The sequence below is a fragment of the Hyalangium sp. genome (genome assembly GCF_035629615.1).
Lineage (GTDB): Bacteria > Myxococcota > Myxococcia > Myxococcales > Myxococcaceae > Hyalangium.
This window is the reverse complement of sequence record NZ_DASPHO010000096.1, coordinates 1-18,032: the sequence shown is the minus strand read 5'-3', so window position 1 is coordinate 18,032 and position 18,032 is coordinate 1. Positions and strand designations below refer to the sequence as shown.

General features: G+C 67.3%; 12 protein-coding genes and 1 pseudogene. 7 read left to right on the top strand and 6 right to left on the bottom strand.

Features of this window, described 5'->3' with window-relative positions; translation table 11 throughout:
- Window positions 1–203: 203 nt before the first annotated feature.
- Window positions 204–464 (bottom strand): hypothetical protein, encoded by a 261-nt coding sequence (locus tag VD972_RS04415; protein ID WP_324981228.1) that lies wholly within the window; start codon window positions 462–464, stop codon window positions 204–206.
- Between the two features lie 163 nt (window positions 465–627).
- On the opposite strand from VD972_RS04415, the gene VD972_RS04410 reads away from it, so the two are divergent.
- Window positions 628–1,449, top strand: coding sequence for a PHP domain-containing protein (locus tag VD972_RS04410; protein ID WP_324981225.1), 822 nt, complete (start codon window positions 628–630; stop codon window positions 1,447–1,449).
- 34 nt (window positions 1,450–1,483) lie between these two features.
- Here the strand turns inward: VD972_RS04410 and VD972_RS04405 are convergent, their stop codons facing one another.
- Window positions 1,484–7,597 carry an ATP-binding protein gene (locus VD972_RS04405; protein WP_324981220.1) on the bottom strand — a complete coding sequence of 2,038 codons (6,114 nt, stop codon included), beginning with the start codon at window positions 7,595–7,597 and terminating at the stop codon, window positions 1,484–1,486.
- A gap of 271 nt (window positions 7,598–7,868) precedes the next feature.
- Between VD972_RS04405 and VD972_RS04400 the strand changes: the two genes are divergently transcribed.
- The 3 genes from VD972_RS04400 to VD972_RS04390 are packed head-to-tail and all read left to right on the top strand — an operon-like array spanning window position 7,869 to window position 10,542.
- Entirely contained in the window at window positions 7,869–8,999 is a 1,131-nt protein-coding gene (locus VD972_RS04400; protein ID WP_324981217.1) for a hybrid sensor histidine kinase/response regulator, read from the top strand.
- An 18-nt stretch (window positions 9,000–9,017) separates the two neighbouring features.
- Window positions 9,018–10,187 (top strand): RAD55 family ATPase, encoded by a 1,170-nt coding sequence (locus VD972_RS04395; RefSeq protein ID WP_324981214.1) that lies wholly within the window; start codon window positions 9,018–9,020, stop codon window positions 10,185–10,187.
- Window positions 10,162–10,542, top strand: coding sequence for a response regulator (locus VD972_RS04390; protein ID WP_324981211.1), 381 nt, complete (start codon window positions 10,162–10,164; stop codon window positions 10,540–10,542). Before VD972_RS04395 ends, VD972_RS04390 begins: the two co-directional genes overlap by 26 nt.
- A 9-nt stretch (window positions 10,543–10,551) precedes the next feature.
- Here VD972_RS04390 and VD972_RS04385 read toward each other — a convergent pair whose 3' ends face one another.
- A complete protein-coding gene (locus tag VD972_RS04385; protein ID WP_324981208.1) occupies window positions 10,552–12,090 on the bottom strand; it encodes a methyl-accepting chemotaxis protein in 1,539 nt (512 codons plus the stop codon).
- A gap of 246 nt (window positions 12,091–12,336) precedes the next feature.
- Between VD972_RS04385 and VD972_RS04380 the strand changes: the two genes are divergently transcribed.
- Window positions 12,337–12,705: an NADH-quinone oxidoreductase subunit A gene (locus tag VD972_RS04380; RefSeq protein WP_324981205.1), complete on the top strand. Its 369-nt coding sequence runs from the start codon at window positions 12,337–12,339 to the stop codon at window positions 12,703–12,705.
- Window positions 12,706–12,711: 6 nt separating this feature from the next.
- Complete coding sequence (locus tag VD972_RS04375) at window positions 12,712–13,278, top strand: NADH-quinone oxidoreductase subunit B (protein ID WP_324981203.1); 567 nt, start codon at window positions 12,712–12,714, stop codon at window positions 13,276–13,278.
- Between the two features lie 73 nt (window positions 13,279–13,351).
- On the opposite strand, the gene VD972_RS04370 is transcribed toward VD972_RS04375, so the two are convergent.
- The 3 genes from VD972_RS04370 to VD972_RS04360 form a co-directional block, all read right to left on the bottom strand.
- Window positions 13,352–13,822, bottom strand: coding sequence for a PaaI family thioesterase (locus tag VD972_RS04370; RefSeq protein ID WP_324981200.1), 471 nt, complete (start codon window positions 13,820–13,822; stop codon window positions 13,352–13,354).
- A gap of 26 nt (window positions 13,823–13,848) precedes the next feature.
- Complete coding sequence (locus VD972_RS04365) at window positions 13,849–15,846, bottom strand: sulfatase-like hydrolase/transferase (RefSeq protein WP_324981197.1); 1,998 nt, start codon at window positions 15,844–15,846, stop codon at window positions 13,849–13,851.
- A 636-nt stretch (window positions 15,847–16,482) separates the two neighbouring features.
- A complete protein-coding gene (locus VD972_RS04360) occupies window positions 16,483–17,106 on the bottom strand; it encodes a hypothetical protein (protein WP_324981193.1) in 624 nt (207 codons plus the stop codon).
- A gap of 317 nt (window positions 17,107–17,423) precedes the next feature.
- On the opposite strand from VD972_RS04360, the pseudogene VD972_RS04355 reads away from it, so the two are divergent.
- Window positions 17,424–18,032 (top strand): annotated as a pseudogene (locus VD972_RS04355) (adenylate/guanylate cyclase domain-containing protein); the annotation flags it as partial.

The window sequence follows — 18,032 nt, the reverse complement described above, 5'->3', positions numbered from 1 at the left end:
GAAGGCAGTGCGCTCTTGGCGCCCCACGTAGGCGCTGAAGGCATGGGCGAGCAGCTCGGCCGGCTTCTCCTTGCCGGTGATGGGGCGGGGATCCGCCTTGCGCGCTCCTGAGTAGGCGGCGCGAAGAGACTTCTTGGGGTTCGAGGTCTTGGCCATGGCGCGCGGCTATAGCACCCACCGCGCGCGGTGGGGAGCATGCTTCGCTACCGGCGGCCGCCCGCCTTGGGCTTGGGCGCCGGCTCGGGCGCGCCCAGGACGCGCTCGCGGACCTGCTCGGCAGAGAGGTGCTGGGTGTCGGCGACGATGCAGGAGACGTACGCCAGCTCGGCCAACGCCCGCCGGGCCCGCTCGCGCACCGCCGCATCCTCGGAGCTCAACAGCTCGGAGGCCGCCGCCACGTAGCTGCTGGCGAGCGACTCGAAGAGATAGACCCGGTTCTCGATGGTGTCGTCCGTCTTGGCCATAGGTGTCGAGGACTCTACGCGCAGGGAGCCGGGCGCGGCGAGAGGCTCGGGGCCCGCAGTTCAATCATGGCCAGTCGGCACCCAGGCATGCGCTCCAGGCCGGGCTTCGGGTAGATAAGAAGGGCGGGAGCCCTTCCCTTCTCCCCGAGCCCTGGAGGCTGCCGTGATCGACCTGCACTCCCACACCACCGCGAGCGATGGACAGCACTCTCCCGAGGAGCTGCTGAGCCTGGCCGCCTCGGCGGGGGTGACGGTGCTGGCGGTGACGGACCACGACACCGTGGCCGGGCTGGCGGCCGCAACGGAAGCGGCACGGGCCCGGGGCATGGAGCTGATACCGGGAATCGAGCTGTCCACCTTCGTGCTGGGGCGGGAGGCCCACATCCTCGGGCACTTCCTGCGGCTGGAGGATCCGGACATCGCCCGGTTCGCGGACACGCTGCGCACCGAGCGCAAGCAGCGGATGGAGCAGATGGTGGAGAAGATGCGCAAGCTGGGCTTCCCGGTGCGGATGGAGGACGTGTACGCGATCGCGGAGAAGGCGCACCTGGGCCGGCCGCACCTGGCGCGGGTGCTGGTGGAGAAGGGCTGGTGCGTGGACACGAAGGAGGCGTTCGACCGGTTCCTCGGGGATGGACGCCCGGCCTGGGTGGAGCGCTACCGGCTGGAGGGGGCGGACGCCATCCGGCTCATCCGGAACGCGGGCGGCACGGCCACCCTCGCCCACCCAGGCACCTCGAAGATGAACCGGATGGAGATCCAGACGCTGGCGAAGGCAGGCCTGGCGGGGCTGGAGGTATACCACTCGGACCACAACCCGAGCGTGCGGGAGAAGTACCTGGCGCTGGCGAAGGAGTTCGATCTGGTGCCCACCGCTGGCAGCGACTTCCACGGTGAGAAGGTGGCACCCGGGCGCCACCTGGGCACGGCCTCCATGCCTCCAGAGTTGTTCGCGAAGCTGCGCGCCCGAGCCGTCTCTCTCTGAGAGCGTATACCTCCAAGGGGTACAGCCTTCCGCCTCATCCCAATGTCTCGTTCAGCGGGAGCACCACCGTGAAGGTGGCTCCTCCGCCAGCCGTGCGCGTGAGACGGATGCTGCCGGCGTGTGCTTCCGCGATGTGGCGAGCGATCCACAAGCCCAGCCCGAACCCGCCATAATTTTTCTCGGAAACGGCGCGCTCGAAGCGTCCGAAGATGCGCTCCTGGTCCTCCGGACCGATGCCGACGCCGTGATCCATCACCGTGATGGAGGCATGGTCCGAGTCCCGCATCACAGCCACCTCAACGGGCTTTCCCGCCCCGAACTTGAGTGCGTTGTCGAGGAGGCTTTCGATGAGCTGGTGCAGCCTCGCTCGGTCGCAGTGTCCAATGACCGGCGAGGGAGCATTCAAGGTAAGGACGCAACCGGCGTGGAGGGCCTTGTCCCGCTCCTGTTCCACGACGTCGGTCGCGACCGCCGACAAGTCTACTTCCTGCCGTGCGAGCTTCAGGCGGCCGGTGACGAGCTCTGACACGTCAAGCAGCCGCTCTACCAGGCGCGCCAGGCGGTGCAGCTGTCTCTGCGTCGTTTGCGCCTTCAGCCCGATCGCTTCCAGCGAAGCCTCGGCACGGCCTTCGCTGCCCAGGCTTCGGACCAGGGACTGGACGTTGAGCGACAGGGCGCTCACGGGCGTGCGCAGCTCGTGGCTGACGAGAGCGAGAAACTCGTCTCGCACCCGCACGGACTCGCGCAGTACCTTCTTCTCGAGCTCGTTGCGGATCACCTCCCGGCGCACGCGAGCCATGTCGAGCTGGGTGCGCACCCGGACCATGAGCTCGCGAGCAGAGAAGGGCTTCACCAGGTAGTCATCTGCTCCGCTCTGTAAGCCCTCCACCGTGGGCTCATCGCCCGCCCGTGCGGAGAGCAGGATGATGGGGATGGCGCGCGTGTCCTTGTCTGCGCGCAGGGCGCGCACAAGGCCAAAGCCGTCCAACCCCGGCATCATCACATCGGAGAGGACCAGGTCCGGCGGCTGGGCGCGCGCCCGCTCGAGCGCATCTTTCCCGTTCGTGGCTGTCTCGACGTGGGGGAAGACTCGCCCGAGCAACCCTGCGACGTAGGTGCGTAGGTCGGCGTTGTCGTCGACGAGGAGGATGCGGGAGCGCGCGATTTCCTCAGGCACACCCAGCGTCGGGTCATCGGACGCTCCGGCACTGGGTGTGTCCGTGCCCGTGGCATCCACGGACCAGCGCTGCGCCTCCTCAACGAAGGGCGCGGCCCCCGCGGCGAAAGAGCCTGGCCGGGGCGTGTGCTCGATTCGCTCTGGGGGCAGGTGAGCCGAACCGCGCGGCAGCCTCAGGGTGAAGGTCGTGCCCTCACCGAGCTTGCTCTCCACCGAGATGCTGCCGCCGTGAAGCTTCACCAACTCCTGCACCAGGGCAAGGCCGATGCCCGTGCCCTCGTGGCTTCGTCCCTGGGTGACACGGACGCGGTAGAAGCGCTCGAAGACGCGCGGAAGCTCTTCTTCGGGAATCCCCACTCCCGTGTCCTGAACGGTGAGGACAGCCTTGTCGTCCTGCCACCTGAGGCCAACACGGATCTCACCTTCATAGGTGTACTTCACCGCATTCGAGAGCAGGTTCAAGACAACCTTCTCCCACATGTCCGGGTCGACGTAGATGGGCTCGGGCAGGGGTGGGCAGTCCACCACCAGCCTCAAGCCCGCGCTCTCCACCGCAGATTGAAAGGCGCTCGCGAGGTTGCGAGTCATGGAGGAAAGGTCCGTCGGCACGTAGTGGGCCTGGGCCCGGCCCGCCTCCATCCGCGAGAAGTCGAGCAGCGTGTTGACCATCTTGTAGAGCCGCAGGGCATTGCGGCGGACCAGGTCGAGCTTCTCTCCTTCCAATGATTTTTCCGTCTTGGACAGCGCGTCCTCGATGGGGCCGAGAATGAGCGTGAGCGGAGTCCTGAACTCGTGGCTCACATTGCTGAAGAATGCAGTCTTCGCCTGGTCAAGCAGGGCCAGCTCCTCTGCCCGCTGCTTCTCCTGTTCATAGGCGCGGGCACTGGAGATGCTGGCGGCGAGCTGCCGCGCCAGAAGCTGCAGGAAGCTGCGGTACTCGTCGTCCAGCGCAACAAGTGGACTCAGGCCCGCCACAAGCACTCCCGTGGCCGCGGTATCCGCGCCCATTGGCACAGGAAGAACGAGGGCGCGCGTCGCTGGCTCGGCCCAAGGGCCGCCGGGAAGGCGCCCAAACTTCAAGTGGAGGTCTTCGACCAACGCCTCCTGCCCCAGACTGGCAACGTCGGCGAGCGGCCATGAGCGGGGGTCGCCGAGGCTCTGCTCGAGGGGGGCCGCGGGTGCTCCGCGTGCAAGGCCGGCGCAGCTCACCAGGTACGCCTTCTCTGCCTTGACGACGTAGAGAAGCGCGAAAGGTAGATCGTTGCCGGCCTGCGCAAGGACTTCTTCCAGAGAGCGGAAGACCTCTTCGACTTTCTTATTGAGCGCCGCCCGAATGGACAGCTCTCGGAGTATCCCCAGCCGGCGGTCACCGACCACCTGGCGCGTCGTCTCGCTCGCGATGGCGAAGAGGCCCGCGATGTCCCCCGTCTCACCGATGGTCGGGTTGTAGGACCAGGTGAAGTAAGCCTCTTCTCTCAAACCGCCAGGCCGCCGCTGGAAATTGACGTTCCCGTTCTGGATAAACAGCGGCTCTCCCGTCTCCAGAACGCGCTTCATCAAGGGGCCGAGGAGCGCCCACTCCTCGGCAAGCGCCTCGTGCCCGCGCGCGCCCATGGTCTGGGGATGCTTCGCCCCCAGGATGGGACGGAACGGATCGTTGTAAAGCATGCGGAGCTCGGGGCCCCAGAAGAGAATGATGGGGTAAGGGGAGCGGAGCATCGTGCTGACGGACGTCCGCAGGGATTGGGGCCAGCCTTCGACCGGTCCCAGCGAGCTCTTGGACCAGTCCATGGAGCGCATCAGCGCCCCCATCTCGCCGCCACCTTGAATGAAGCTCTCCTCGGCGCCCGGCCGCGGGAGTGCTTGGCGGTGTGCTGGCGAGACCGCACCCGCCTTCTGTCCGGCTGGAAGCGAGAACGAGAAGGTGCTGCCTGCGCCGGAGGTGCGCTCGAGCCGGATCTGCCCTCCGTGGCTCTCCACGATGCCCTTGGCGATGGAGAGGCCCAGGCCATGTCCCTCGCGCTTGTGCTGAGCCCCGTGCCAGTAACGGTCGAAGATGTGCGGTTGCGCTGCGAGGGGGATCCCCGGGCCGGTGTCCGCTACGCTGAGGCGGATATCCTCGGTCCCCGCCTCGGCCTCAGCCCGCAGGCGGATGCGGCCCCCAGGGGGCGTGAATTTGATCGCGTTGGAGAGCAGATTTCCGAGCGCTTGAAGGATTCGTTCCTTGTCGCACCACAGGATGAGTCCTGGCTCCACATCGAAGGTGAGTTGCAAGCCTTTCTCGGCCGCTTGAGGCTCAAATAATTCTCGGGCATCGCGGACGAGCTCCTCTAGGCTCTGCGGGCGGGCCTCGATGGAGAGAGTTCCGGCATCAATGCTCGCCAAATCGAGCAGGTCATCGATAAGCCGGTTCATCCGGTCGGCTGAACGTCGAATCGTGTCCGCCTGCTTGCGCACGCGGGCGAGCAGGTCACCCTCCGAGGAAAGTCGCCGGAGGAGCTCGGCGGCTGTGCGAATGGCGGTGAGCGGCGAGCGCAAGTCGTGGCTGACGACGGCGAGCATCTCCTCGCGAAGACGCGTGGCGCGGCGGGACTCCTCGAGAAAACGCAGGGTGTCCTCCGCGTGGGCGCGTTCCGAGCGGACCGCCGCCTGGCGCAGTTGCGAGACCGTGAGCAGCGCGGTGACGCGCGCCAGGAGCTCCTTCGCGGAGAAGGGCTTGACGAGGTACTCATCCGCGCCGCTGTTCAGCCCCTGGATGGTGGCCTCCTCGCCTGCACGTGCAGACAGGAGCAGGATGGGAATGGTGCGGGTGCGGCCGTCCGCGCGCAGGGCTTGAACCAGCTCCAGGCCGTTCACCCCTGGCATCATCACGTCGGAGATGACGAGGCTGGGAGGATTCGCACGCGCGGCGGCGAGGGCCCGTGCGCCATCGCTCACCGACTCCACGCTCCAGTGCGGCGACAGGAGGCGTGAGAGGTAGGTTCGCATGTCGGCGTTGTCGTCCGCCAACAAGATACGGGCTTCGGAACGGGTGGTGGACAGCGCCGCGGTGGGAGTCGGCACCGCAGACGAAATGGCCGCAGGAGCCTCGACTTCATTCCAGTGGGCGACCTCCGCAAGGAACGAGCTGGGCCCGCTCCCAGTGGGGGTGAGCGTCCGGGAAGCCCCAATGTGCTCTTGGGGCAAGTGCCCAGAGCCAGTCGGGAGGCTCACCGTGAAGGTGCTTCCCTTTTCGAGGACACTCTTCACCGTCACCCTCCCGCCGTGCAGCTTCACCAGCTCCTGCACCAGCGCGAGCCCGATGCCCGTGCCCTCATGGCTGCGCCCTCGCGCCCCCTCGACTCGGTGGAAGCGCTCGAAGATGCGGGGCAGCTCCTCCTCCGGCAAGCCGGTTCCAGTATCCTGAACGGTGAGCTCCACGTGACCGCCGAGCCACCTCAGCGCGATGCGAACTTCACCCTGGAGGGTGAACTTCAAGGCGTTGGAGAGGAGGTTCAAGACAACCTTCTCCCACATGGCCGGGTCCACGTAGACGGCCTCGGGGAGGGCTGGGCAGTCGACCACCAGCGCGAGACCGGCGGCCGCTATCGCTGAGTCGAAGTTGCTTGCGAGCTCGATCGTGAGGGAGGACAGGTCTGTCGGGACGAAGCAAGCCTGGGCGCGCCCGGCCTCCAGGCGGGCAAAGTCGAGCAGCGTGTTGACGAGCTTCCGCAGGCGCAGGCCGTTGCGGCGCACCACTTCCTGCCGTTCCCGCTGCTTTGGGAGGAGGGGATGTTCGGTGTCCGCCAGGCCATCCTCGACAGGCCCGAGCATCAATGAGAGCGGGGTGCGGAGCTCGTGGCTCACGTTGTTGAAGAAAGCTGTCTTGGTGCGGTCAATCTCAGCCAGTGCTTCAGCCCGTTTCTTTTCCTCCTCGTAGGCACGAGCGTTGCTGACGGCTGTGGCGATGTGGTCAGCCACCAACCCCAGGAATCCACGGTAATCGTCGTCGGGGGCGCGCCTTGCGCTCAAGCCCGCGACGAGAAAGCCATAGAGGCGCTCAGCGCCCGGACGGGAAATGGGTAATACCAAGGCCGAGTGAGGAGCCTCCGGCCAGTTGCCGCTGGGAGGCTCAGCGAAGCGGGCGCGCACATCCGGGACGAGTTGGGGGCTCTGGGTTGCGGCCGCACTCGCGAAGGGCCACAGCGGGTTTGCCTGACCTGCGCCGAAGAGCGAGACGGCGGCGGCTGTATCCGTCCCCCAGCCGGCCGTCGCCACCAGCTCGGACCGCTCGCCGGCGTCACTCATCCGATACAGCAAGGCGAAGGGAACATCGAAAACGTTGCCCTCCAGCGCCTGGGCCGCCTCTCGCCACGCATCTTGTTCCCGCTTCACCGTTCCCACGCGCGCCGCAAGATCTCTCAGCGTCCGCAGCCGTCGTTCACCGAGCACTCGGCCAGTAGTTTCGGTGACGGTGACATGAACACCTCCGACGCCACCACTCTCGTCTCGTATCGGGCTGTACGAAAAGGTGAAGTAGCACTCTTCGAGATAGCCATTGCGGTCAAGAGGTAGCATCCAGTCTTCGGAGCCCACCGCCGTCCCGTGTCTCACTCCCTCGAACATCGGGCCGATGATGTGCCAGCTCTCCGCGAACGTAGCCTGGGCGCTGCGTCCCATGGCGGCAGGATGCTTTGTCGAGCCAAGAATAGGCCGGTACCCATCGTTGTAGAACTGGACGAACTGGGGACCCCACGCGATGTACATAGGAAAGCGCGATTCGAGCAGGATGCTGACCGCCGTGCGCAGAGACTGAGGCCAGGTTTCCAGCGGCCCTACGGGAGTCTTCGCCCAGTCGATGGAGCGCATGAGGGCGCCCATCTCGCCCCCGCCGACGAGCACCGCCGCAGCCTCGCGCTGAGGCGCGCTCGGCAACTCGGTGGTGGAAGAGGACCTGTTCGCCGTTTCGTGAGGAGCGGTCGAGTTGCTCATTCAAGCAATCGATACCACACACCCGTTGCACGGGTGGACAGAGCAGCTTCTGTCTAGAGCGCGCTCGGCTGAGTGCCTCCGGTGGCTGTCCGGAAGCCTCTGGCACCTCTCAGCTCCGAAGCCCTTCTGGAGTGACTTTTCCCACATCCTCCTGCCTGACTGCCTACCAGCTAACAACCGCACGTGGGCTCGGAGGATTCGTACGTAAAAAGTTCCTGATGGGATTCCGCTTCTGAACGGCGCTACACACTCTTTTTCGCGGAAAAGAACTGTGAACGCGCCCGGAAATATGGGTGAGCGGCCGCCCCCGAAGGCCACCATCCTCAACGTCAACGATCACCCCGCGACCCTCTACATGGTCAGCCACATGCTCCGCATGGCCGGCTACCAGGTGCTAGAGGCCACGAACGGCAGGCTGGCCCTCTCCATTGCTGCCGGCCGGCCGGATCTCGTGCTGCTCGACGTCCACCTGCCGGACATCGACGGCTACGAGGTCTGCCGGCGCCTCCGCGCCAACGAGGAGACCCAGGATCTGCTCATTGCCCACCTCTCGGCCGTCTCCGTCCAGCGCGAGGACCGCATCCGTGGGCTGGCCCACGGCGCGGACGCATACTGGACCACCCCCATGGAGGAGGAGGAGCTGCTCTCCAACATCGAGGCGCTCCTGCGGCTCCAGGCCCGCGCCCAGGGCGCCATCCGCGAGCGAGACGAGTTCCTCTCTGTCGCCGCGCACGAGCTGAGGACGCCCCTCACCGCGCTCCGCCTCCACCTCGAGCGCACCCTCTACCTCACCCACCGCGGCACCGCCGAGACGCTCCCCAAGTCCACCGTCGAGAAGAGCCTGACGCCCGCTCTGCGCCAGATCGACCGGCTGCAGAAGCTCCTGGACGCGCTGCTCGACGTGTCCCGCGTCACCGGTCACCGGCTCCGGCTGGACGTGAGCGCGGTGGACCTGGTGGAGATCGTGGCGGAGCTGGGTCTGCGCCTCGACGCCCAGGCGCGCACCGTGGGGGTGGAGCTCCAGCTCGAGCTGCCCCCCGAGCCCATCATCCTCTTCGGAGACCGGCTGCGCCTGGAGCAGGTGATCACCAACCTGGTGACCAACGCCATCAAGTATGGCGGCGGCCGGCCCGTGGACATCCGCGTGGAGGAGCAGCCCGACCAGGCCGCGATCCGGGTGCGGGACTACGGGATCGGGATCGCCCCGGAGGATCAGGCTCGCATCTTCGACCGCTTCGAGCGAGCAACCCCGACCCGGCAGTCCGAGAGCCTCGGGCTGGGCCTCTACATCGCCAAGGAGATCGTCACGGCGCACGGTGGCACCCTCACGGTCACCAGTGAACCTGGCCGGGGCGCCACCTTCCAGGTGCTCCTGCCCCTGCGCCGGACGGAGCGTTACTGAAGCATCCAAGGAGGGAGTGTGTCGTCTCAAGAGAAGGAGGCTGGCCTCGGTGAGCAGGACCGAAAGACGGGCCAGGAGCGGTTGATCACAGCAGTTCCCCGGCTGGACTTCATCACCAAGGGCGGCCTGCTGAAGGGGGCCTCCTATGCGGTGCTGGGCCCCCCCAGCTCGGGCAAGACGGTGCTGGCCAACCAGATCGCCTTCAACCATGTCAAGCAAGGGGGCCGCGCCCTCTACGTGACGCTCCTGACGGAGGCCCACGCCCGCATGCTGGCGAACCTCGAGGAGATGACCTTCTTCGACCGGAGCGTCATCCCCGACAAGCTCCACTATGTCAGCGGCTACTCCGAGCTCGAGAAGGAGGGCCTCAAGGGCCTGCTGGATATGGTGCGGCGCACCGCCCAGCGCCACCAGGCCACCTTGCTCATCATCGACGGCATGGACGCGGCCAGGGAGTTCGCCCGGTCGGACCTGTCCTTCAAGCGCTTCCTGCAGGATCTGCAGGCCTTCGTGAACATCCTCGGCTGCACCACCCTCCTCCTCGCGCCGCACCGTGAGGGAGAGGTCCACCCGGAGAACACCGCCGTGGATGGCGTCTTCGAGCTGTCCCTCTGGCTCTCCGGGCCCCGTGCGGTGCGCGAGCTCGTCGCGCTGAAGTTCCGGGGCAGCGACTCGCTCCTGGGCCGGCACGAGGTGGAGATCTCCCAGAGGGGGATCGTGATCCACCCACGGACCGAGGTGCAGTTCGCCAACCCGGAGGAGCAGGGCCGCGAGGACCGCGTCCGGATGGCCTTCGGGATCTCCCGCCTGGACGAGTCGCTACGGGGAGGACTGCTGTCCGGCTCCACCACCATGCTCATGGGCGCGCCCGGGACGGGGAAGACGCTGCTGGGGCTCCACTTCCTCCTCCAGGGCGCTCGCGAGGGGCAGCCCGGGGTCTACTTCGGCTTCTACGAGACGCCTCCCCGCCTGATGGAGAAGGCCGCTGGCGTGGGGATGAAGGATCTCACTTCGAGAGCGCGGAGAACATCCTCACGGGCCACGCCCGCGTGCGGAACGGCCAGAAGAAGGACAAGGACAATAACGAATCCTTGCTCAGGCGTCCGCCTGCGAGGCGGGAGAAGAAGGCCAAGAAGGGTGGCTTGCTGCGACGGAGGCGCTCATGAAGACCGTGCTCATCGTCGATGACGAGCTGGACATCGTGGACGCGGTGAAGGCCATCCTCGAGGAGGAGCGCTACCGGGTCGTCACCTGTGGCAACGGACGCGAGGCGCTCAAGTGCCTGCAGGAGAGCAAGCCGGACCTGGCCATCCTGGACATCATGATGCCGGTGATGAACGGCTACGAGACGCTCAAGGCCATCCGCCAGCGGCCCGACTTCGAGGCGCTCCCCATCCTCATCATGAGCGCCATCCCGCCCAAGGTGAAGCCCCAGGAGTACACGTGGGCCGGGTACCTCAAGAAGCCCTTCTCCCTGCGCGAGCTGCTCAAGCAGGTGCACTCGCTGGCGCCCAAGGATCAGGACCAGGAGGAGCCAGCGTAGAGCAGGCCGCTAGTCTCGGGCGACCTTGAAGCGGCCGGTGACGGCGGTGAGCCCCTCGGCCACCGCCTGCAGATCCTGGGCGATCCGGGTGGTGCGGCCCGTGGCGTCCACGCCCTGCTTCACCAGCTCGGCCACGTTGCGCGCGCCCTGCACGGCCTGCTCGCTGGACTGGCGCTGCTGGCGCGTGGCGATGGTGATCTGCCGCGCCGCCTCACTGGTGCCGCGCGCCAGCTCGACGATGCGCTCGAACACGGAGGAGGCCTGCTCGGCCACCTCCACGCCTCGATCCGAGGTGGCCATGCCCACGCGGGCCTTGCTGGCGGCCTCCTCGCCGGAGTCCTGCACCTTCTCGACGATGCGGGCGATGTCGCGCGCCGAGGCGGACACGTTCTCCGCCAGCTTGCGCATCTCCGCGGCCACCAGCGAGAAGCCCCGCCCCACCTCGCCGGCCTTGGTGCCCTCCAGCGCCGCGTTGAGCGCCAGCAGATCCGAGCGCTCCGCCACCTGGTTGATCACCTGGGCGATCTTCGACACCTGCTGCAGATCCTGGTTCAGCCCAACAATGGCCTCGGCCACGCCCTTGGCCTCGATGCGGATGTCGTTGATGCCGGCCACCACCTGCGCCACCACGGCCATGGCCTCGGCCACCGCCTCGTGGGTGCGGCGCGCGCTGGACTCCACCACCTCCGTGGAGCTGGAGATCTGCTCGGCGGTGCGGCTCAGCTCCTCGAACGTCGCGGCGATCTGCTGCGCGTAGGCCGCCTGCTGGCTGATGACGTGCTCCTGATCGGCCGAGGCGCCCGTGAGCCCGCGCGAGGCGCTGGAGAGCTGCTCCGTGCGGGACACCAGCTCCGCCACCGTGCCACGCAGCGTGCTCAGCATCTTGCCGAACGACTGCGCCATGAGCCTCACCTCGCCCGCGGCCGTCGTCACCTCGAGATGGCTGCGGGAGACATCTCCCTGGGCCACCTCGATGGCGGCCTCGGTCATCCGGGAGACGGGCTCGGTGATGGCGCGGCCGATGAAGAAGGCCAGCACCAGGCCGATCAACGCGGCGCCCAGGTAGACGGCCAAGCCCGGCATCGTGAAGGAGTGCACCTCATGGCGCACAATCGAGGCATCCAGGCCCACCAGGTAGCTGCGTCCCTCCGGCAGCCCGCAGCGCACCAGCAGGGTGCCCTCGATGTGAGCGTCCACGCAGCCCTCGGCGCTCTTCACCGAAGTGCTCCCTGGAGGCAAGGTGCCGTGCTGTTGCAGCGTGTCATTGCCAGGCTCGAGCACAGCCTGGCCGGAGACGACTCCGCCCTTCTCCACCTGGCTGAACAGCCGCTGGAGCCGCTCGGGGCGCTCCGCCTCGGGCCCCGCGAGAATCGCCGCCGCCTGATCCTGGGCCAGCAGCCCCACCGCGAGGGCCCGCTCCTTCAGCCGCTGTTGACCCAGGTCCGCCTGCAGCCGCGGGAAGTACATGCCGCTGAGGACGGAGATGACGATGGTGGGCATCAACACCGCCAGTGCCACCTGCCACCGTAGACTGAGCCGACCCCACATGCCCTGGTTCTCCCGGAGTTCGCGCGACGCGAGGTGCGACGCTAGGCCCCAGGACCCAAGAGCGTCAAACGGACAGTCCGTGCCCGGCCGCTCTCCCTTTCCCGTGCCCGGGCTCCCGCCAGGGAGGCTGGGAGCACCGGGCGCCATCCAGCCTGGCTTTTCGCTGTTATCTCAACGGTTTACGCTGTGAAGCGGTGGCGTTTCTCTTTGACAGGGCGCGGCCGCTGTCCCTATGGTCCGCCGCCGATGGAAACTCCCCTCACCCCTTATCTGCCGCTGGCGGTGGTGCTGCTGCTGTCCGGCGTCCTCGCGCTGGCGATCCCCACCCTCTCCGGCCTGCTGGGCCCCCGCCGGCCAAGCGCCGTCAAGTCGATGAGCTTCGAGGCCGGCTCCGAGTCGAGCGGCATGGCCCGCCAGCGGTTCGCGGTGAAGTTCTACGTGGTGGCGCTGCTCTTCATCGTGTTCGACGTGGAAGCCGTGTTCTTGTACCCCTGGGCGGTGAACTTCCAGGCGCTCGGCTGGTTCGGCTACACGGAGATGGTGGTTTTCGCTGCAACGCTGGTGGTGGGCCTTATCTACGTGTGGAAGAAAGGCGCTCTGGAGTGGGAGAGCTGAGGACACATGGCTTCTGAGATCGACAACGCTCCTGTCATTGCCACCCGCCGCGACGAGGCCATGGGCTTCTTCCAGCGGATGGTCTCCAAGGGCCTGGGGTGGGCCCGGAAGTACTCGCTGTTCACCTACCCGTTCGCCACCGCGTGCTGCGGCATGGAGTTCATGTCCGTGGCGGCCAGCCGCTATGACATTGCGCGCTTCGGCGCCGAGTTCCCCCGCTTCTCGCCGCGCCAGGCGGATCTGCTCATGGTGGTGGGCACCATCAACCTGAAGCAGGCCCCCATCCTCAAGCGCGTGTACGAGCAGATGACGGAGCCGAAGTGGGTGGTGGCCTTCGGCGTGTGCGCCTCCTCGGGCGGCTTCTACGACAACTACGCGGTGCTGCAGGGCATCGACCGCATCATCCCGGTGGACGTCTACATCCCCGGCTGCCCGCCGCGCCCCGAGCAGGTGCTGGACGGACTGATGCTGCTGCAGGAGAAGATCGGCCGGCAGGTGCACCGGGTGGCCGACAAGGGTCAGCCCAATGCCACAGCGGCCCAGCACGATCTGCTGGCTTCGATGAACAAGTAGCGCGCCGCGCGGCGTGAGAGACCAGGGCCCCGCGTGCCTCTCTCAGGAGGCGCCGGGGCCTCGCTCTTGCGGGCTACCAGCGGTGGTAAGCGGGGTGCCCCGGCTTCACCGCCACAAAGGTGCCACGGCAGGTGGCCGTCACCTTGCCTCCGGCGGTGAGCGTGCCTTCGATGACGGCGCGATCCCCTTTCAGTTCCACGGGCCGGGCCTCCAGCCGCACCAGGCCCATGGGCGTGGGGCGCTTGAGTTGGATGCTGTACTCGGCGGTGACGGTGCACGGCGGAGAGTCCTCGCCGCCCTGCTTCATCAGGTGGTAGGCCGCCGTCCAGTTGCAGTGGCAGTCCAGCAGCGAGCCGATGATCCCTCCATTGAGGACGCCGGGGAACGCCTGGTGGTGCTCGGCGGGCGTCCACTCGGCGACCACGAGCTCGCCCTCCACGAGGCTGCGGATGCGCAGTCCCTGCGGGTTGGAGGGGCCGCACCCGAAGCAGGCGTTGTGGGGGGCGTAGCGCTCCTGGAGGCTCAGGGAGTTTGTCGTCGACATGAGGCCGCACCCTACCCCAGGCAGCGTCAGGGGGCTCGCGTCAGCACCGCATCCAGCCAGGAAGACAACACAGCAGTCTCCGCGCAGTCCCCCGAGCACGAACGCTGCACGCTGCCATCGGCCCGCGGGCGATCCACCAACCACCGCTGCCCGTCGAAGGCGCCGCGATCCTTCTCGCGCACCATGGCGTCATGCGCCACGCCATCCACCTCCACCACGCCATCCTGGCGGATGCGGTAGGTGTCGAAGCTTCGGGGCGCCCCGGGCCAGTGCCTCCCATCGAAGACCTCTGGGCTCACATGCGTGAAGCCCGTCTCCGCGTACAGCGGCGGAGGCTGGAAGCTCTCTCCGCGCAGCAGTGGCGCCAGGGACACGCCGTCCACGTCGCCCGGCAGTGAGGGCAGCCGGCTGAGCTCCAGCAGCGTGGGCCCCACGTCCACCAGCCGCACCAGCGTGTCCACCCGGGCAGGCGCACGCTGGCCCTTGGGGAGCTTCACCGTCAGCAGCACGCGGTTCTCCTCCTCGGAGAGCCGGGCGCCATGCACCGAGGTGGCCCCCGCCAGATCTGGCCGGTCCGCGTGGAAGCTCTCGCCGTGGTCCGAGAACACGAGGATCAGCGCATCGTCGTAGCGCCCGGTCCGCTTCAGCGCGTCGAAGAGCTGGCCCACCTGCGCGTCCGCCTGGGCGAGCAGCTCGTCATAGAGCCCCTCCGCGCCCGCGCGGTTCCAGGTGCCGGCGCCCCCCGCTGCGCCGGAGACCACTGGAGAGAAGTGCATGCGCAGCCGGCGCTCGAGCGGCTCGGAGGGCGCCACGAAGCGCCGGTAGAAGGGGTACGTGGGATCGCCCGGGAAGTGCGCCGCGGTGGCGTGGAAGGCGAACAGCGTGGGGCCCTGGCTCGCCTCGGAGACGAGCCGCGCCGCGAGCCGATCCGCATAGCCCACGGGATCATGGATGCCGGCCAGGGCGCGGTTGTCGATGAACTCGGGCAGCCACGCGGCGCCGAGCCGGTTGTCCGCGAAGAGGCCCACGCCACGGTAGCGCAGCTTCTCCAGCAGGAAGTTCACCGCGCCCCGAGGCGGCTGGAGGCGCGTGGAGAAGCCGGAGTCCGGCCCCTCGGCGTGGAAGCGCGAGCAGTCCGTGGCGAACACGGTGCGCCAGTCGGCGTCCGTGAAGCGCTGGGCAAACGTGGGGGCCTGGATCCAGCGGGACTCGGCCGTGAGCGAGTAGCGCACGCCCGTGCGGTGCGGCCAGAGCGCCGTGAGCATGGAGCGCCAGGCAGGCTCTGTCTGGGCAATCGGCGTGTACGCGCGGGTGAAGAGCGTGGCCCCCTCCTCCGCGAAGCGATCGAGGTGGGGAGCCACCGCGCCCGTCCCGCCGAGCGCACGCAGCCGATCCGGGCGGAACGCGTCCACCCCGATGAGGACGACGAGCGGGTGCTTCGCTCCACCCGTGGGCGGCCGGGCCACCCACGCCCCGAGCACCCCCACCGCCACCGCAGCGCCCACGGCCACGCCCAGGGTGCGCCGGTGCGAGCGCCAGCGCCACGCCAGCAGCCCGAGGGGGAGTGCGAGCCACAGCCCAGCGGCCAGACGCGGGTGCCACGGCGCTCCATGATCCACGAGCCACCCGAGCACGGCGCGCAGTGCGGGCAGATCATCGAAGAGCGCGGGCCGGGCGATGGCGCGATCCCAGGCCAGCAGCGCGAGCAACACGAGCCAGTGCGGCACCACCCACGCCAGCCGCTTCCGCCCCCATGCCCGAGCGAGCCCCCCAGCCACGAGCGCCAGCACGGCGCCGCCCGCCGCATACACGGCCGCCACGCGCACGAGCAGGCTTGGGAGCAGCGGCCGGATCGCGTTCATCAGCGCCGCATAGGGGCCCTCTACATCGATGCCCACACCCACGGCCCCGGCGCGCAGCAGCCGCTCCGTCTCCAAGGCAAACAGCCCCAGCCCCAGCCCGGCGCCCACGAGGGCGGCCAGGAGCGACCAGCGCAAAAGCTCGGGCGGAGAACGGGGGGTCATGGCGACAGGCGGCGTCTACCTGAAAAGCCCATGGCCCGCTATGTCACCACCGCACGTCACGGCACTCCCTGAAGCCCCCCATCCGGGCTCCATCCCGCATCAAACTCACCGGAAGTTCCAAACTCCGCTGGGACTCCCTGACGACCGCCATCTAAGAGGTCTCGGCTTCCAGGTTCCAGCGGCTGGCCATCCATGACACGCCTGAGGATGCGGCCATCGGCGCTGATCGCGTATTTCGCACCTGTATCAGCCACCGCGTAGGAAAGGCCACATGAAGAGAGAGCCTGGTAGGCATACACGAAGATGACGGCCCCTAGACGAATGACTCGGTATTGCGTCCCCCGTCCCTCCCAGCATGGCTGACTGCTGCCTCCTAGAGAACGAAAGTCATTGGCTGCGATCGTCATAGCGCGAAGCAGCTCGCCATCGAGTTCATAGGTTCCCGCATCTGCGCCCACACGAATCGCCTCATGTTCGGAGAACTGCGGGAAGACGATTGACTTGTCATCCTCCCGCGGCGCGGGAGGCGGGCCCGGGTTCCTCAAGCACGCAGAGAAGAGGAAAGTCAGCATGAGAAGGCAACCTCGTATCCTCCAGGAGAGCTGATCGCCGAACGGCTGTTGGAAGAGGCTCATTCTATTCTCGCTGGATGGAGAAGCTTGCGCTGCTGTGCCAGACAACAGTGCCCGTCTTCTCGCGGTGCCACGCCTCTCCTGTCTTGGTCCACTTCAGCAACTCACTCGTGGCCGGAATGTATTGATACGCACCATCACATGTCGGGCGCTCACCTTCACCCGAGGTCGAGATGAATGCAATGACAGCCACAGGAACCCGACCACCCCCTGTTTCCACAACCCAGCCATGGATATTTGCCATCTCGACAGCCAAGCGGATATCACGATCCGAAAGCTCGCCCACGAGAGCGTGGTTGTGGACGTAGAAGAGATACTTGATGTTTTCCGGTGCGTACCGCGGGTCGTCCACTCGCCAAGGAAGCAGGCAGCTTGCCTTCCCATGCAACTGGTCGCCTGGCGCTTCCAAGTCGGTCAACATGCTTAACTCATACCGCTGCTCTGGGGTGTAGTAGAGCCATGCGCAGTACTCCGTCGCTCTTCTCAAGGCCACGTCCACATCCTTGATGTGGCCTACGGCGGCATTTGGTTTTGACAGAACCAGAGAGCAGGTGGCGTCCAAGGCCTTGGGGAAGGACTCGAAAGGCCCGAAGCCTTTGATATTTATCGGGCCTGGAATGCGCTCCATCCCCTCACCGGGACGAGGCCGCCACACGCCCTCAGGGGGCATCGCTTGAGAACAGCCCAAGAGGAGCACGGCTGATGCCTGCAGCCACCGCTGGAACCGCCTGCTCCGAAGCGTCCAACTCATCGGTTGCACTGTACCTGTCCCAAGACTTACTCGGCAACCTGGAGTCCTACTTTAGCCTACTCGTCTCGGCACCTGTACCTGGGCACTCTGGCCAACCGAGCAGGTGGGGTCCAGGGTGTTGAGTGTGCACCCGCCCCCAACCCATGAGAGAGTGTGCAAGAGGATTACACGGACAGCATGAGGGCCGCCCGGCGATGAAAGAGGTCTCGGGAGAGAGCACCCAGGAGAGCCTGACGCGGGCGCTCGATTCGGAGCGCACGCGCAATGCGGTGCGCTTGGGCTGGGTGCGCTTCCTGGCCGTCTCCGCCATCTTCAGCGTCACCCTCTACCTGGGCTTCTATCGCGAGCTGGCGGACTGGGCCATCTACTCCACCCCCTTCGCCGCGTACTGGGCCATCACCGCCGTGGTGCTGGGAGGCATCTACCACTTCAAGTGGATGGAGCACTGGGCAGGCCTGACGCTGGCCCTGGTGGACGTCCCTGCGATCTTCTGGCTCCAGAGCCTGTCGCTGCCCTTGTCACCCTCCCCCGGCGGCGTGGCCGGCTTCACCCTGGGCATCTACGTGTGCCTGATCCTCCTGTCCGCGCTGTCGCTCCGCCGGATGGTGACGGTGGTGGTGACGGCGGCGGCGGCGGTGGCGGAGGTCCGGTTGCAGGCGCAGGCCGGCATTGCCATGGGGGCGCAGGTGGCCGCGCTGGTGGTGCTGGCAGCCAGTGCGGCGGGGGCCTCGCACCTGCTGCTGCGCATCCGCGCGCTGCTCACGGCGGTGACGCGTGAGGAGCTCAAGCGCGCCCGGCTCGGA

Excerpts from the sequence above, each read along its gene's own strand:
- VD972_RS04365 (WP_324981197.1), bottom strand. The coding sequence starts at position 15,846 with ATGACCCCCCGTTCTCCGCCCGAGCTTTTGCGCTGGTCGCTCCTGGCC.
- VD972_RS04380 (WP_324981205.1), top strand. The coding sequence starts at position 12,337 with ATGGAAACTCCCCTCACCCCTTATCTGCCGCTGGCGGTGGTGCTGCTG.
- VD972_RS04415 (WP_324981228.1), bottom strand. The coding sequence starts at position 464 with ATGGCCAAGACGGACGACACCATCGAGAACCGGGTCTATCTCTTCGAG.
- VD972_RS04385 (WP_324981208.1), bottom strand. The coding sequence starts at position 12,090 with ATGTGGGGTCGGCTCAGTCTACGGTGGCAGGTGGCACTGGCGGTGTTG.
- VD972_RS04360 (WP_324981193.1), bottom strand. The coding sequence starts at position 17,106 with ATGGAGCGCATTCCAGGCCCGATAAATATCAAAGGCTTCGGGCCTTTC.
- VD972_RS04370 (WP_324981200.1), bottom strand. The coding sequence starts at position 13,822 with ATGTCGACGACAAACTCCCTGAGCCTCCAGGAGCGCTACGCCCCCCAC.
- VD972_RS04405 (WP_324981220.1), bottom strand. The coding sequence starts at position 7,597 with ATGAGCAACTCGACCGCTCCTCACGAAACGGCGAACAGGTCCTCTTCC.
- VD972_RS04375 (WP_324981203.1), top strand. The coding sequence starts at position 12,712 with ATGGCTTCTGAGATCGACAACGCTCCTGTCATTGCCACCCGCCGCGAC.
- VD972_RS04390 (WP_324981211.1), top strand. The coding sequence starts at position 10,162 with ATGAAGACCGTGCTCATCGTCGATGACGAGCTGGACATCGTGGACGCG.